The organism is Dentiradicibacter hellwigii, assembly GCF_041770905.1.
Lineage (GTDB): Bacteria > Pseudomonadota > Gammaproteobacteria > Burkholderiales > Rhodocyclaceae > Propionivibrio > Propionivibrio hellwigii.
Genome location: NZ_JBEUWX010000002.1, coordinates 940,134 through 955,570 on the forward strand (window position 1 = coordinate 940,134; position 15,437 = coordinate 955,570).

16 protein-coding genes are annotated in these 15,437 nt (G+C 55.0%); all 16 read left to right on the top strand.

Annotated features, from left to right (window positions below; translation table 11 throughout):
• The first annotated feature begins 9 nt into the window (after nucleotides 1–9).
• A complete protein-coding gene (locus ABCS64_RS06610; protein WP_418891081.1) occupies nucleotides 10–498 on the top strand; it encodes an Hcp family type VI secretion system effector in 489 nt (162 codons plus the stop codon).
• 96 nt (nucleotides 499–594) lie between these two features.
• Nucleotides 595–957, top strand: a complete 363-nt coding sequence (locus tag ABCS64_RS06615) for a BPSL0067 family protein (RefSeq protein ID WP_418891082.1) — start codon at nucleotides 595–597, stop codon at nucleotides 955–957.
• Nucleotides 944–1,333, top strand: coding sequence for an STY0301 family protein (locus ABCS64_RS06620; RefSeq protein ID WP_418891083.1), 390 nt, complete (start codon nucleotides 944–946; stop codon nucleotides 1,331–1,333). Before ABCS64_RS06615 ends, ABCS64_RS06620 begins: the two co-directional genes overlap by 14 nt.
• Nucleotides 1,334–1,404: 71 nt before the next feature.
• The gene (locus tag ABCS64_RS06625) at nucleotides 1,405–1,986 is read left to right on the top strand and encodes a hypothetical protein (RefSeq protein WP_418891084.1); all 582 of its coding nucleotides are present in this window, start codon (nucleotides 1,405–1,407) and stop codon (nucleotides 1,984–1,986) included.
• 81 nt (nucleotides 1,987–2,067) lie between these two features.
• Nucleotides 2,068–2,466, top strand: a complete 399-nt coding sequence (locus ABCS64_RS06630) for a T6SS amidase immunity protein Tai4 family protein (protein WP_418891085.1) — start codon at nucleotides 2,068–2,070, stop codon at nucleotides 2,464–2,466.
• Between the two features lie 41 nt (nucleotides 2,467–2,507).
• The gene (locus ABCS64_RS06635; protein WP_418891086.1) at nucleotides 2,508–4,733 is read left to right on the top strand and encodes a type VI secretion system Vgr family protein; all 2,226 of its coding nucleotides are present in this window, start codon (nucleotides 2,508–2,510) and stop codon (nucleotides 4,731–4,733) included.
• A gap of 140 nt (nucleotides 4,734–4,873) precedes the next feature.
• Nucleotides 4,874–6,076 (top strand): DUF2169 family type VI secretion system accessory protein, encoded by a 1,203-nt coding sequence (locus ABCS64_RS06640; protein WP_418891901.1) that lies wholly within the window; start codon nucleotides 4,874–4,876, stop codon nucleotides 6,074–6,076.
• On the top strand, nucleotides 6,069–6,998 hold the full coding sequence (locus ABCS64_RS06645) for a DUF4150 domain-containing protein (protein WP_418891087.1): 930 nt from the start codon (nucleotides 6,069–6,071) through the stop codon (nucleotides 6,996–6,998). The genes ABCS64_RS06640 and ABCS64_RS06645 overlap by 8 nt, the downstream gene beginning before the upstream one ends.
• Before the next feature lie 6 nt (nucleotides 6,999–7,004).
• A complete protein-coding gene (locus tag ABCS64_RS06650) occupies nucleotides 7,005–7,454 on the top strand; it encodes a hypothetical protein (RefSeq protein ID WP_418891088.1) in 450 nt (149 codons plus the stop codon).
• Between the two features lie 19 nt (nucleotides 7,455–7,473).
• Nucleotides 7,474–8,523 carry a hypothetical protein gene (locus ABCS64_RS06655; RefSeq protein ID WP_418891089.1) on the top strand — a complete coding sequence of 350 codons (1,050 nt, stop codon included), beginning with the start codon at nucleotides 7,474–7,476 and terminating at the stop codon, nucleotides 8,521–8,523.
• A 2-nt stretch (nucleotides 8,524–8,525) separates the two neighbouring features.
• Nucleotides 8,526–9,551 (top strand): hypothetical protein, encoded by a 1,026-nt coding sequence (locus ABCS64_RS06660; protein ID WP_418891090.1) that lies wholly within the window; start codon nucleotides 8,526–8,528, stop codon nucleotides 9,549–9,551.
• An 85-nt stretch (nucleotides 9,552–9,636) separates the two neighbouring features.
• Nucleotides 9,637–9,999, top strand: coding sequence for a hypothetical protein (locus ABCS64_RS06665; protein ID WP_418891091.1), 363 nt, complete (start codon nucleotides 9,637–9,639; stop codon nucleotides 9,997–9,999).
• 19 nt (nucleotides 10,000–10,018) lie between these two features.
• A complete protein-coding gene (locus tag ABCS64_RS06670) occupies nucleotides 10,019–10,918 on the top strand; it encodes a hypothetical protein (RefSeq protein ID WP_418891092.1) in 900 nt (299 codons plus the stop codon).
• A 2-nt stretch (nucleotides 10,919–10,920) separates the two neighbouring features.
• Nucleotides 10,921–11,649 (top strand): hypothetical protein, encoded by a 729-nt coding sequence (locus ABCS64_RS06675; protein WP_418891093.1) that lies wholly within the window; start codon nucleotides 10,921–10,923, stop codon nucleotides 11,647–11,649.
• A gap of 220 nt (nucleotides 11,650–11,869) precedes the next feature.
• Nucleotides 11,870–15,001, top strand: coding sequence for a type VI secretion system Vgr family protein (locus tag ABCS64_RS06680; RefSeq protein ID WP_418891094.1), 3,132 nt, complete (start codon nucleotides 11,870–11,872; stop codon nucleotides 14,999–15,001).
• Between the two features lie 5 nt (nucleotides 15,002–15,006).
• On the top strand, nucleotides 15,007–15,435 hold the full coding sequence (locus ABCS64_RS06685) for a hypothetical protein (protein ID WP_418891095.1): 429 nt from the start codon (nucleotides 15,007–15,009) through the stop codon (nucleotides 15,433–15,435).
• Nucleotides 15,436–15,437: the final 2 nt, after the last annotated feature.

Below are 15,437 nucleotides of genomic sequence, written 5' to 3' on the forward strand. Positions count from 1 at the left end.
GAGAGCACAATGGCCTCATTGCAGGATTTTTATGTAAAGATTGAAGGTATTGAAGGTGAGTCGAAGGACTCCAAGCACAAGGGCTGGATAGACGTACTGTCGTTCAGCTACGGTGTCTCGCAATCCAGTTCTTCTTTTACTGGAGGCGGATCAGGTGTAGGCAAGGCAAGTTTCGATGCCCTGGTTTTCGAACACTATGCCGACAAAGCCACGCCGAACCTGATGCAATACTGTGCGTCCGGCAAGCACGTTGGCGAAGTCAAGCTCGAAGCGGCCAAGGTGGGTGACGGCTCCCAAGTCTATTTCACCATTACGCTGTCCGATGCCATTATCACCCATGCCGGTCCTTCCGGTTCTACGGAGGATGCCCGTGTTAAGGAAACGGTTGGCATCTCCTACGCCAAGATCAAGGTTGAGGTCAAGGAACAAAACGCCAACGGCTCCCTCGGCGCTGCCGTCACCGGCGCATGGGATGTCAAACAGAATCAGAAGGCTTGATCGCTTAAATACAGAGACTTGTCAAGCTCTATATAGTAGCCCAGGCGCTCATACCGACGGTATGGCACTGGGCTATCCCATAATTAGGAGAGAGAAATGGCATACATCGCGGACATCGACGCTGTAAGACGCCAGGCCAATGGTCAGAACTATTTCGGCGAATCGCAGGAATGTGTGGCTGCTGTCAAGTATTTTTGTGCAGCTCCACAGACAGCGCTCTGGCGCAAAGGGGCGCAGGTGAAGAACAACCTAAGAGTCAGTCCTGGTACGGCCATCGCCACTTTCGACAACAATGACCGGTACAAGGGCCATGCCGCAATCTACGCAGGACAGGACGGCGTCGGGCTACAGGTTTACGACCAATGGAGCGGCTACGAATTTCAGCCCCGTATCATTCGCTTTCGTGGTGGGAGGGGCTACGCTTCTAACGATGGAGATCAGTTCTATGTCGTGGAATAAACTCACTCTGGCAGCAATATGCTGTCACGCCATCCTCTCAATAAGCGCAGCGCAGGCTGTGCAAGCGGCGGAACCCCGAAACCCACCCCCGCTGCTCTATCAATGCCCTGCCCAGTTGCAGCTTGACGATCATTCTTACGCTTTGAGCGGTGCTAATGTCTTCGACGGGCCTATAGAAGATCGCGTCGCGCTTGTGCCGGAGCCAGCACCGGATGTGCCGAAACGCTCCATCTGGAAGCACGAGGCAGACCAGCGCACGCTGCATGTCAAATGTCGCTACCAGGGTGTTGCGCACTACATCGTTCTGGAAGCGAAGAACGCCCGCCAATGCACTGCACATACTGCGAATTCCGTTGTGCGCGTTGAGTGTGAATGAATGCTTCAATTTCTGAGTTGCTACAAACCTTGACTTAGGGAATTTTTCACTTGAAATCGAAGAGCGTTTCTATGAATAACACCTATAAAATAACACTGTGTGCCATCGCTCTTTGTATACTGCCAATACTGAGTTTTGCCGAGGAGCTTCGCATCAATATTCCTGACTCTTCGAATATGCATCTCTATGCGCCCGATAGTTATATCAGTCTCGTGAGCTTCGAGGGACGAGCAGAAATGGAAGGTACTTTGCTGGCTGTTTCCCGAAGTAACACGATAGATGACGAAACCCAGTGGTGCGTTGGCCTGTTCTTCAAGCCCAAGGCGTCTGCACAAAATGTGCTTCCGCAGGTGCGCTTCAAGGGTGAGCGCAGTAATCCGGGCGCTCCGCTCATTGAACTCAACATGTTCCAAAAAGCGCAGATCAAGAGCGATATCGAAACCATTTTTGGCGCAGAAATTGCGTCGAAAATGGGCAAAGAGCCTGTCGAAGTTGCGGCTCAAGGGTACCTGACGCTGGAATTCTTCCGAACAGGTATTGAATGTGATCGTCGTTACTACTATGCACGCCTCGTTGCATTTGAAAAAAAGCTGCAACTGCAGCAATCCCGTGCGCGTGATTTAGCGCAAAAGGTATCGATAGGCTGCTCGTGAGTTCCGCGTTGGCCTGACAAGTTAGAATGGAACCGTCTGCGCAGATAGTTGCTACTTTCCCGAATCAACCGAGGCTCTCCTATGGTGCCTAGAATAATTTTCCCTATTTTCCTCTGTCTGGCATCCTTTGTTGTACATGCACAGCCTCGGGCACAGTACACCCCGGACGAGTATCTCAAGAACTTCGCCTTGAGCACCTGCCTGGCCAAGGGCTTTCCCGAAAGCGACCTGGCACTCGACGCCAAGGCCGCAGCGGGCAGCTATGTCGAACTCGGCGCTTACGATGCCGAGGCTTACATGGAGTCCCTTCAAATCGTTGATCAATTCCTGGCCCGGACATACAAAAGCAAAAACAGCGACACGCCGCTGACGGTCATGAAGTGCATCGACCTCTACCACAGTGCTGAACTCCAGTCACTGGCAGCTAGGTACCGCGCTGCCGACCTTGGTCAGCATCAATCATCAGCTAACAAGAAGTAGGCTGCCAAACACCGCCACTGTTAACGATAAGGGAGGAAACCATGAACCGACTACTGACATCGCATCTGGGGGGAGAGGGAAAGCTCAAAGCGGTCTGGCTAGAAGGGACAGAAGCGCTCAGCACCCTCTACCGGATCCGCGTCCGGCTCATCAGCGAAGACGGCCAGATCGACTGCCAGAAACTGTTGGGGGAAGCGGGCAGTGTAGAACTACTCGCTGCGGGGGGCGCCAAACGCTACTTCAGCGGCCAGATTGTCCGCATGGGCGCCTTGGGCAAAGCCGGGCGCTACTACCGCTACGAAGCGCATCTATCCCCCAAACTCTGGCATGCCGGACGCACCAGCGACTTTCGCATCTGGCAAAACCTCACCGTCAAGGAAATTGCCGAAGAGCTCCTTGGCAAACACGCCATCCGCCACGACTGGCGCACCAAAAACGCGCTCAAACGCTGGGAATACAAAGTCCAGTACGGCGAAACCGACCTTGAATTCCTCGAACGGCTACTTGCCCACGAAGGTCTCTACTACTGGTTCGAACACAAAAAGGGCGGCGAGAGACTCATCATTGCCGACCACTTCACCACCCCGGACACCTACCCTGGCTACGAAAACGTCCTCTACTGCCCGCCGGACGAAGCGCGCGAAGACGAAGATCACTACTGGGACTGGAACCTCTCCCGCCGCCCTGAACCGGGGCGCTACACCCAGGGCGACTACGACTTCAAAAAACCGGCCAAAGACCTCACCACCGGCCATAGCGACCCGCGCGGCCACCTCTTTGACCAATACGAAAGATACGCCTACCCTGGCAACTACACCGACCCGGGAGAGGGCGAGCAGTACGCCATCGCTCGACTGGAAGCCCTGCAAGCCGGGCAGGATCTCATCACCCTCACCGGCAAAGTACGCGGCGCCCTGCCCGGCTACCGCTTCACCCTAAGGAACCACCCGCGGGAAGAACAAAACCGCGAACTACTCGTCGTCCGCGCCGACTACCGGGCCACTGACAACGATTACGAGGCCTGGGGGGAACGGGAAGAAGCCGGCTACCAGGTCATCGTCAAGGCCCAGCCGGCCGACAAAGGCTACCGGCCGCTGGCGCGGAGCGGCCCGCGCGCCCGCGGGCCGGAGACCGCTGTCGTTGTCGGCCCGGCCGGAGAAGAAATCCATACCGACGAATACGGCCGGGTCAAGGTGCATTTCCACTGGGATCGTTACGGCAAGAAAGACGGCAGCGACTCCTGCTGGATCCGGGTAGCCAGTCCCTGGGCGGGGAGCAACTTCGGCGGCATCCACATCCCGCGCATCGGCCAGGAAGTCATTGTCGATTACGAATACGGCGACCCGGATCGTCCGCTCATTACCGGACGGGTCTATAACGCCGCTCAAATGCCTCCGTGGGAATTGCCGGCCAACAAGACCCAATCGGGCTTTCTCACCCGCTCGAGCAAAGGCGGCGCGCCCGGAGAAGGACTGCGTGACGGCGCCGGCGCGGCCAACGCCCTGCGCTTTGAAGACAAGGCCGGCGCCGAACAACTCTGGCTGCACGCCCAGCAAGACCAGCTCACCGAAGTGGAGCGCGACGAAGACAAATGGGTGGGACAGGATCGCAGAAAGGAGATCGACCGCGACGAGTTCAACACCATTCACCGCGACAGAACGGAAGTGGTCGATCGTAATGAAAAGATCAATGTGCATGGCTGGCGCACGGAGGAAGTCGATCTTGATGAGACCATTACCATCCATCAGAACCGGAAAGAACGCGTCGATCACAACGAGACCATTTCTATCGGCGATAACCGCAACGAGAATGTCGGGAAGAATGAACGGGTCGAGATTGGCATTGATCAGTCGCTCAAGGTTGGCAAAAACCGAGACAAGACTGTCGTCAAGCACGAGAAGGACAAAATCGGCAAGAACTGGTCAATCAAGGTCGGTCGTTTCAAGACCGAGACGATCGGTATGGCGTACATGCAAAACGTCGGACTGGGGAAGATGGTCAATATCGGCGCGGCCTACAACCTTAACGTCGGCGCCATGATGCTCACCAACGTACTGCTTAGCCGTAGCGACACCGTGGGTCGGAACCAGAGTGTCAACGTCGGCCAACATTACAAGCTGACGGCCGGAGAAAGTATCACGCTGGAAGTGGGTAAATCTGTGCTGGTGATGAAGGCTGACGGTACGGTTACGGTCAATGGCAAGGAGATCGATCTGGTGGCAGACAAGCATATCGGGCTGGAAGCTAAACGTATCGATCTGAACTGAAAGCAAGCGCAGTGTCACGACCATCTCACGTTTTTCCGGCTGTCATTGCGTCAGCCCCCAACCCGGAAGTCATCAACCATACGGGCTGGCCTGCCCAATATTTCCAGCATGTCGATCCATACGGCGACATCTTTCATGTCGTGGTAGCGCGAGTGACTTACTCACTGCCAGCATTTACCGGCAAAGAAATCGGACTTCCGACACTGTTGCCGCCGGAAAAACAGACGCCTTTATGTGAGGCCGATGAATTTGCCGGAGAAATCAACGCCAGCAGCCTCATTCAGGAAAGCGATTACGCCCCCTATAAACCCAAATGCGACGTACTGTTGGTCAACGCAACGGCTTATAGCCCGGGCGGCAAGCCGATGGGGCGCTGGCCTGTTGGTTTCCGCTTCGGCAATGCCATCGAAAAATATCTGCAAGTTACTGGCCCGCGCTTATACAAACAGCCCTTGTCCGCGCTGGGCGGCTATGTGCTTGGCGAACCGGCCGCTTGTACCAGTGTACCCGTTTGCTATGAGCTTGCATTTGGCGGCCCTAATCTGGAAGCCGAGGCAAGCATTCTGAATGCCTATGCCGAGACCAAGGAACCGACAGAAACAGCGCAGGCGCAAGCGCGAGCTTCGCGCCAATTGATGGACGAGTTACCGGCGCGCTATCAAGCCAACCCCATTGGTTGCGGCAGAGGAATCAAATCGATTGACAGGACAAGGCAGAGTTTAGCGCGTATCAAGACAGCCTCTGTTCCACGGCAACAACAAACACAAGGGCAAATAGAACAGAAACCTTTATTGGCCCCTCAAATTGAACAGTTCAAGAATCCTTATAGAGGTCAAAGAGACTACCCGGTAGTCGGCTTTGGTCCTATTGGTCGCTGGTGGTCGCCGCGCATGCGCCTGGCAGGAACGCACGATACACGGTGGAAACAGACACAATGGCCCAAAAGTCCGCTTGATCATGACTACCGGTACTGGAACTGCGCCCCGGAAGACCAGCAGATCGACTATCCGCAAGGGGGCGAAGAAATCGTACTCGCTCACCTGACACGACAGTCGGCCATGGAAGGTCGAGCAGACCGGCTGATATTACCTAAACAGGATCTTCAGCTGCTTGTCCGGCTAAACGTCGGCGTACTCATGTTTGCTCCCATGCATATTGACACGCTCATTATTGATTTTAAGGCGAACACGCTCAGCGTGGTACGCAGAGCCACGGTCAGCGCCAAAACGCAAGTTAGGCAACTTGAACTGGGGACATGGCCAGCAGGCACGGCCATGGAACTTGATGAAGCTGACCGTCAAAACGCACTGGCTCATGTACGCGAAAGAGAAGGCCGTGGCTGAAGAAAACATCGTCTCCAAGGACAAACGATTCCGGATCGTATCGCTGACGCCGGATGTTTGCCTGACACCGGACCGGGCAGGCTATCCGGTGCCCTACCCGATTACGCACTTGCTCGATCAAAGCGAGCAATGCTCGCCCAACGTCTTTTTACAGGGCAAGCCGGTCTACCTGCACAACGAAAGCTATGTAGACCATGTTCGGGGCGACGAAGCGGGCGGTGGCAAGGGCGTGGTCAGCCAGACCCATGTGCGCATCAGCCACGACATTGAGCACAGTCGCACAGTCTTCGTCAATGGCCGGCAGATTGTACGCACCGGCGACATGATGTGGATGAACTGGGAAAAACCGGCGCCCGCCAATCCGACAAACGGCATGTCGACGGGGCTGGGCAGCGCTGTTGACCAAATTGTTGCGCAGTCACCAACATTGCAGGCCGATTTGACCAAACTCCAGGAAGAAGGATGGAGTATCGAATACGGCACGGCTGGTGGAGGCAGCTGGGCGGATCGCGGAACGCGGACGATTGTTCTTGACAGCAATCTGAGGAACACCCCCAAAACGGCCACCCAGGCTCTTGCGCACGAAGTCGGCCATGCCCGATATGCCTACACGCCGGACTTCTCGTCCCGGAGTGCTTACGTAAATGGCGCGTTGGCCGACGAAGGCGCTGCGACGCTAAAGAACATTCAGGTACAGCGCGAAATCATCGCCAATGGCGGGCCGGATATCGGTATTGCCGGCTCCGCCGCCAACCATACCGCCTACGAAGCAGCCTATGAGCAATACCTCAAAGACGGCAACGAAGCTGCGGCGCGCCAATCCATTGGCGCCATCTTCGGCACAGGCGAAACCACCTCCACTAGCGGGCAAACCTATGCCGACTATTACGGCGGCTGGTACGACAAGAACCCACCGAAATGAACCAACATGGAGAAATTACTCATGCACACACTCTGGTCGCTCGCACAAGCCCTTGCCGAACTGCAAGGGCAACCGGGGGCCGACGCTTTGCGCGTGGGCGGAGTGCTTGGCATTGAACTAAAGCTGGTGAAAGAAAACGCCCACGTACGTTTCTACGAGAACGAATCGCCGCTGCGCCTGGCCGGCGGCGTGATTGCCGGCAAACTGGACATTCGCGAATTCAAGGCGGCGGGCAAGGCCCCGTTTATCATCATCTCGCAACTGGGCGGCACCTGCATTGGCATGGAAGAACTACAACGCCGCATAGGCGCACTGACGCCGCCGACGCCGCCCTCGAACCCTGTTCCTGACGCACTCATTACCCGGCAGGGTCGGCTAGGCAAGGTGCGCGTCAGTCTGGGATTCAGATGGAGCGATCCGGACTGCCTGGCAAGCATCACCCCCCACATCGACTGACCCGCACTCTCCCCGGATCATGGCAACGCGCCCCAGGATTCCTGCCGACCTGCCGCCGGTTACGCGGCGCGCCGGCGTGCATCCGAACCATTACACCCGGCCGGGGCCGCTGGGCAACACCCAGGGCAAGATCGTTCCGGACACGCGGCCCAATCCCGGTGGGGAGAGCGCACCGCCGATCAGGCCGACGGAGAAAGAAAAAAGCTGGTGGCAGCGCTGGGGCAGCGAACTCATTCATACCGGGCTGGATATCATTGGCCTAATCCCGGTGGCCGGCGAACTGGCGGACGGGGCCAACGCCTTGATCTACCTGGCCGAAGGCGATACAGTCAATGCCGCGATCAGTGCGGCGGCAATGGTGCCGGGCGCCGGCATGGCGGCTACCGGCGCCAAGATCGGCAAGAAGGCGGCGGGCGCTGTGGCTGAAGGCGCCGCCAAGAAGGCAGAACGTGAGGCCGCGGAAGAACTTGCCGAAAAAGCGCAAAAAGAAGCAGCGGAAAAGGCCGAAAAGGAAGCAATCGAAAAATCAACAAAAAAAGCGGACGGCAACAGCGGCGGATATGACAAGGGGCGCAAAAAGCGCCGCCCCGGCCGGCGCTGCGAACTGGTTCCTTACAAGGAACTGCAATGTGACGAAAGCCAGGAAGCGCACCATGTTGTTCCCGACTGGATGCTCAGACTCGGCAAGCGCGGCGGCCTGGAACGGATTCCGGGCATGCCCTCGCTGGAAGAGGGGCCGGCCATCTGTCTGGAAAAAGGCGGCGGCAAGGAACACAATACTGCACACAAGCATACTGATCGGCCGGCGGCGCGCATCGGAAAAAGCGGTCGGGCAACCGGCACGCCGGGCACCCTCCGGCTCGGACAGGCCAAGGCGATTTCATCGCGCGCCATTGAAAAAGCCACGGGCGGCCCCGGCAAAGGCGGCTGCGCCCGCGAGGATATCCGCAGGCAGCTCGATGAGCAGTTTAGGGCGCATAACGATGCCGTTTTGCGGGCGGTAAAGCATGCTGGGAAAGTGACGGATGAAATCCGGAATGCCGTTAATCGTTCTATTGGAGATATCTAATTATGACGGTTGGTACTACCAAAACAATTCATTTTGGAGCGCTTATTGATACCTTTACCGGTATTCTGGCGGAAACACTCGATGCCATTGATTTCAATGATTATGATTTTTCATTTGTCGGCGCTTTCAGCGGCAAGGACGCTCAAGCACGCAGATGGCTGGTTAAAGATTACGACTGGCTTACTGTTTGCGTTGCACATTGGCCGATGTACCAAATACGCTGCATTCTTTCGCGCGAGGGAGATATTCGCTTATACGGTCCAGGCGGCGTTCCTGACCGCACCTATCGACTTCCGGATGCTGGGGTGATGCGCGAAGAAGCGGCCGGATACGGCTACGTCAATCGCATTCGCGCCATTGGCCAGAGCCTGTACGTTTGCGGCCAGTCAAGACAGGTTTACCGGTTTGCGCCCAGCGCTGCGCATGTACTGGACGGCGTCTGGAAAGACTTTGCCGGGCCGATGCGCCAGGCGCCGATCAGCGAGCCCCCGGATGACAACGGCGGCGAAGCCTTTGATCGCTGGCTCGATGAGAACGATGCCATTGACTTCATGGACATTGCCGGCACCAGCGAAGACGACATTTATGCGGCGGGTGACGAATGCTGGCATTACGATGGCCTGAGGTGGGAGCAGCTGCAACTGCCCACGGATGAATGCATCAACGCCATCAAGGCGATCGATACCGATCAGATCGTGATGGTCGGGCACAACGGAACGGTATTGATGGGTAACGCTCGGCAAGGCTTCAAAGAACTCTCCGGCATTGAAGACAACCAAAATTTCACCGGCGCCGAATGGTTTCAAGGCAAACTCTTTTTAGCCTCCAACCTTGGGCTATACATTTACGACCCGGACACAGGAAAGATCGAACCTTACCGGACAAAACTCTCGCCGGAACTACAAGACGCCCACATTCTGGAAGCGAAAGACGGCGTGTTGTGGAGCTTTGGCTTCAAGGATCTGGCCTACTTTGACGGCAAGGCCTGGATGCGCGTGGATCACCCAGACAACCCACCGATCCGGTAACCGTCAGCCCCTGGGCCGGCAGCAACTTCGGCAAGACCCACATCTTGCCGAACTGCAAGGGCAACCGGGGGCCGACGCTTTGCGCGTGGGCGGAGTGCTTGGCGTTGAACTGAAGCTGGTGAAAGAAAACGCCCACGTACGTTTCTACGAGAACGAATCGCCGCTGCGCCTGGCCGGCGGCGTGATTGCCGGCAAACTGGACATTCGCGAATTCAAGGCGGCGGGCAAGGCCCCGTTTATCATCATCTCGCAACTGGGCGGCACCTGCATTGGCATGGAAGAACTACAACGCCGCATAGGCGCACTGACGCCGCCGACGCCGCCCTCGAACCCTGTTCCTGACGCACTCATTACCCGGCAGGGTCGGCTAGGCAAGGTGCGCGTCAGTCTGGGATTCAGATGGAGCGATCCGGACTGCCTGGCAAGCATCACCCCCCACATCGACTGACCCGCACTCTCCCCGGATCATGGCAACGCGCCCCAGGATTCCTGCCGACCTGCCGCCGGTTACGCGGCGCGCCGGCGTGCATCCGAACCATTACACCCGGCCGGGGCCGCTGGGCAACACCCAGGGCAAGATCGTTCCGGACACGCGGCCCAATCCCGGTGGGGAGAGCGCACCGCCGATCAGGCCGACGGAGAAAGAAAAAAGCTGGTGGCAGCGCTGGGGCAGCGAACTCATTCATACCGGGCTGGATATCATTGGCCTAATCCCGGTGGCCGGCGAACTGGCGGACGGGGCCAACGCCTTGATCTACCTGGCCGAAGGCGATACAGTCAATGCCGCGATCAGTGCGGCGGCAATGGTGCCGGGCGCCGGCATGGCGGCTACCGGCGCCAAGATCGGCAAGAAGGCGGCGGGCGCTGTAGCTGAAGGCGCCGCCAAGAAGGCAGAACGTGAGGCTGCGGAAGAACTTGCCGAAAAAGCACAGAAAGAAGCGGCGAAAAAGACCGAAAAGGAGCTTGCCGAGAGAAAGGCAAAAAGCAACGACGGAGGAAAGGATAAGGGAGACGGGTCAATATGCAAATCGTTAGCAGCTGCGGTTTTCGCGAAAGTTCCCGAAGTCGCGAAGCGATTTTTAGACTTATTCGAAGATAAACTAAATCTATTCAGTCTCACAGTGAAGCCCGATGGGTCCAAAGGCTCGCCTCATCCTTCACTTCCAAAAGGATCCGGAACGTGGCACGGCCATCTACAACAAATTGAGCAAAAACAACGCAGCCTCAGAGATTCGATCCAAGAATACGATGTAGCACAATGTGTTCAACCTAAGATACCAAAATCCGTCCGAGATCTGGCTTGGCTTCCCATTCCATCCAAATCAGGCACGGCGCCTAATTATCCGTTTTCAAACTTCCCCAAATGAACATGTTTATTAAAGAAATTGCCAAGGATAATCATTGTTATGATCCCATACGATATTTATCTAGCTCATATTTTAGCTCAACCTGGAATTTTTTCTTGGATTTCCAACCTCAAAATCATAAGTTTAAAAGAATCCAAGATGCAGCGAGAAGTTGCATTGATTTAATGATGAATGGAGAGTCCGTTTATTGGAATATTGATTTTTCAGAAGAACACGCTACTAAAGTATGGCGCTTATTTTTTGATGGATTAAAATCGTGCACATCTACCGAATTATTAAGCATTCAAAAAATGAGTAAAACTTTGGCAGTTAATAAAAACTGGATTGACAGCATCGAATTTTTTATAAATCTTGCATCTAGAGTAAGAAGGGATGCAAAATTTAGATCTTCAATTAATATTTCAATATCAGACTATGAGATTTTAGAAATTGCTTACGAAAGTATTGAGATATCCATCATTGATAGGTTTAAAATTCGAGATAACTGGCTTTTATCAACAGATGATTGGGATATGAAACTTAAGCAGCAGACTCCGGACTTACCGGAATCTGTGTATTTAATTTTCATTGCGGCATATGAGAGCAATCAACAGTTTCCGTCCTTGATAAAAAATATTGATATTTTAATTCCTGATGATCTTGCAAGAAGGGATTTTTTTCGCCGTCTTAAAATTTCTTTTGATTTAGCAAAACCCAACGGTTCAAATATTTTATTTCCAATTAACTCTTAGTGCAGAAAGGAAGTTATATAATCTCATTTAAGTTCCAAGCATCTGTTCAAAAAACCTGTTCTTCTTGACCTTCTTGGTACGCTCATATAATTTAACCGCCGCTCTATTTAAACATTAGCGCCTCTGCGGTCACCTGCAATGCCCAAAATGGATGTCCTGGAGGCGACCAAGAATTTCCCACACCCACCGACACATCTGACAAAAAAGGAAAGGACCTCCCATGAACCGACTACTGACATCGCATCTGGGGGGAGAGGGAAAACTCAAGGCGGTCTGGCTAGAAGGGACAGAAGCGCTCAGCACACTCTACCGAATCCGCGTTCGGCTCATCAGCGAAGACGGCCAGATCGACTGCCAGAAACTGTTGGGGGAAGCGGGCAGCGTAGAACTACTCGCTGCGGGGGGCGCCAAACGCTACTTCAGCGGCCAGATTGTCCGCATGGGCGCCTTGGGCAAAGCCGGGCGCTACTACCGCTACGAAGCGCATCTATCCCCCAAACTCTGGCATGCCGGACGCACCAGCGACTTTCGCATCTGGCAAAACCTCACCGTCAAGGAAATTGCCGAAGAGCTCCTTGGCAAACACGCCATCCGCCACGACTGGCGTACCAAAAACGCGCTCAAACGCTGGGAATACAAAGTCCAGTACGGCGAAACCGACCTTGAATTCCTCGAACGGCTACTTGCCCACGAAGGTCTCTACTACTGGTTCGAACACAAAAAGGGCGGCGAGAGACTCATCATTGCCGACCACTTCACCACCCCGGACACCTACCCTGGCTACGAAAACGTCCTCTACTGCCCGCCGGACGAAGCGCGCGAAGACGAAGATCACTACTGGGACTGGAACCTCTCCCGCCGCCCTGAACCGGGGCGCTACACCCAGGGCGACTACGACTTCAAAAAACCGGCCAAAGACCTCACCACCGGCCATAGCGACCCGCGCGGCCACCTCTTTGACCAATACGAAAGATACGCCTACCCTGGCAACTACACCGACCCGGGAGAGGGCGAGCAGTACGCCATCGCTCGACTGGAAGCCCTGCAAGCCGGGCAGGATCTCATCACCCTCACCGGCAAAGTACGCGGCGCCCTGCCCGGCTACCGCTTCACCCTAAGGAACCACCCGCGGGAAGAACAAAACCGCGAACTACTCGTCGTCCGCGCCGACTACCGGGCCACTGACAACGATTACGAGGCCTGGGGGGAACGGGAAGAAGCCGGCTACCAGGTCATCGTCAAGGCCCAGCCGGCCGACAAAGGCTACCGGCCGCTGGCGCGGAGCGGCCCGCGCGCCCGCGGGCCGGAGACCGCTGTCGTTGTCGGCCCGGCCGGAGAAGAAATCCATACCGACGAATACGGCCGGGTCAAGGTGCATTTCCACTGGGATCGTTACGGCAAGAAAGACGGCAGCGACTCCTGCTGGATCCGGGTAGCCAGTCCCTGGGCGGGGAGCAACTTCGGCGGCATCCACATCCCGCGCATCGGCCAGGAAGTCATTGTCGATTACGAATACGGCGACCCGGATCGTCCGCTCATTACCGGACGGGTCTATAACGCCGCTCAAATGCCTCCGTGGGAATTGCCTAAACACAAAACGCAATCCGGCTACCAGACGCGTTGGAGCAAAGGCGGGGGCGGCAAGCACATGCTGCGTTTTGAAGACCTCAAAGGCCAAGAGCACATTGAACTTTCCACCGACCATGGCAACACCCACCTGCACATGGGATACCTGATGAACCAGAGTTCGCAGATACAACGCAGTTACGGCTTTGAATTACGCACAAATGAGTGGGGAGCCGTACGTGCGGATAAAGGGCTGCTCATCACAACCTATACACAGGATTTCAAGCAAAGGATCGCGCACGACAACCCTGACGGGCATGAACAAATGGGTGCAACCCTGGCCCAGAGTAAATCACTGGTTCAAGCTACCGAACAGGCAGTCAATTCAACCAAAGACGTATTGACCGGCATTGTTCAGAACCGAGGAACCCAATACTCCACACTGGCGACCGCTTTGCCGGGCATTCCAGCTGCAGTACAGGCCATTGCTGCAACCGTTCTGGGGGGAGATACGTCGGAATCAGGAGAAACGTCGGTTTCGGGCGACATGGATCCGGCTATGGCAGATGCGCAGGCCATGCTCGGACTCTCCAGGCAGATAGAAAAACCCATCGTTTCCATCGTCAGCCCTGAGGGACAGACAATGATCAGTCCCAAACCCGTTGTCGTCAGCTCAGGGCAAAGTATTTCCATACGCGCTTCCAGCCCAATGACGTTGACAACGGGAGCGCAACTCACCCAGCTTGCGCAACGCGGAATGGTGACCCAGGTCAGCACTGGCGGGCAGGTCAATGTGGTTTCGGGCGGAGATATCATCTCACATGCGCAAACCGGTGCAACCAACATTATTGCCCAGAATGATGCTTCAATAACATCAACATCGGCCAACGCCAATGTCGTTGGTGAAAAATCTGCCTTGCTCCAGGGAAAAACCAAGGATGCCTTTGTTATGGGCGGCGAGCGTGTGGCACTAATATGCGGCCGCTCATCCATTGTGCTTTTGGCAGATGGCACAGTACAGATTAGCGGTGTCAAAGGGCTGTTCAACTTTACTGAAGATCTGGATGAGCGCGGTGGGAAAATCTACCTCAATTGTGATGCGCCCGTTGCCATGGATTCATCAGTCGTTGCAAATGGCCAGAATCTGGTATCCGCCGCCAGCCAGCCAATGCAACCAGCCAATGGCGACGAAAGCGTTGGGAGCGCTAGCGCAAGCGTATTATCTCCGCCCGCAACCCCTGAAGAAGCGCCAAACCAGGTTGATCTATCCCATTTACAAGGACAATTCGACAGTCTGTGGGGACAAAGCTTTCCTAATGGAAAAAGTCAGGAATTTGGCGGAACGCTGGTCTCTGATAAAGACGGAAACATAAAACTCGTGAATACTGGCGGTGGCACGAGTGGAACTTTTTCTCCCGATTTGAACGTTGGCGCTGATGAAAAGGTATTGGGCGTATTTCATACGCATCCATACGATAATAGCGAGGGAGGCCACACGGGGGTTTCTTTGAGTGGCGGAGACGCCGGGTATCTGATCAATAAAAAGCAGGACGTCATCATTGCACAAAGCGGTACGCAACAATTCATGTACATGCGGACTGGGCAAACGCCGGATTCGGTCAATTTCCAGCAGCTCAATGCTCAACAGAACCAGAGAATCGGCGAGATCGCAAGAACCCAGAACATAGGATTTAGCCAGGCTAGCCAGATTGCGGCCCAGGAGACTGCAGCCAGTCATGGGCTGGCGTACTATGAAGGACAAGATGGAATTTTTACAAAGAAATAATTGTGATGAGACACTTGTTTCAACAGGCGTGGCAGTTATGTTTTGTTGGTTTTTTCGGCCTCCTTGCCGCAGGCGATGTTTATCCGCAAAGTAATTCCATAATCAGTCAAACGAGGTGTGAAAGCATGAGCACAAACGATGTACGACATGACGGATTCCTGAAAGACCTCGACAACCTCCTCCGGGAAGGTCAAACTCTGTTAGAAAACGCTCATTGGCAGGCTGCCAATATGAAATTTATCCAAGGAATCGAGAAACTTGGAGACGCATATTCCTCACCGGACATTATTGATGATACCGGGATGAAGCTGACGCTTGCCGACATTGAGGCTCAGGCAGGCAATATTGGAAATTCGGCAAAAATCAGAGGGAAGGTTTTGTCTGACCGTTTATTGATATTGCGTAAAAAAATTGCCGCGCGTAATAATCAGTAAGG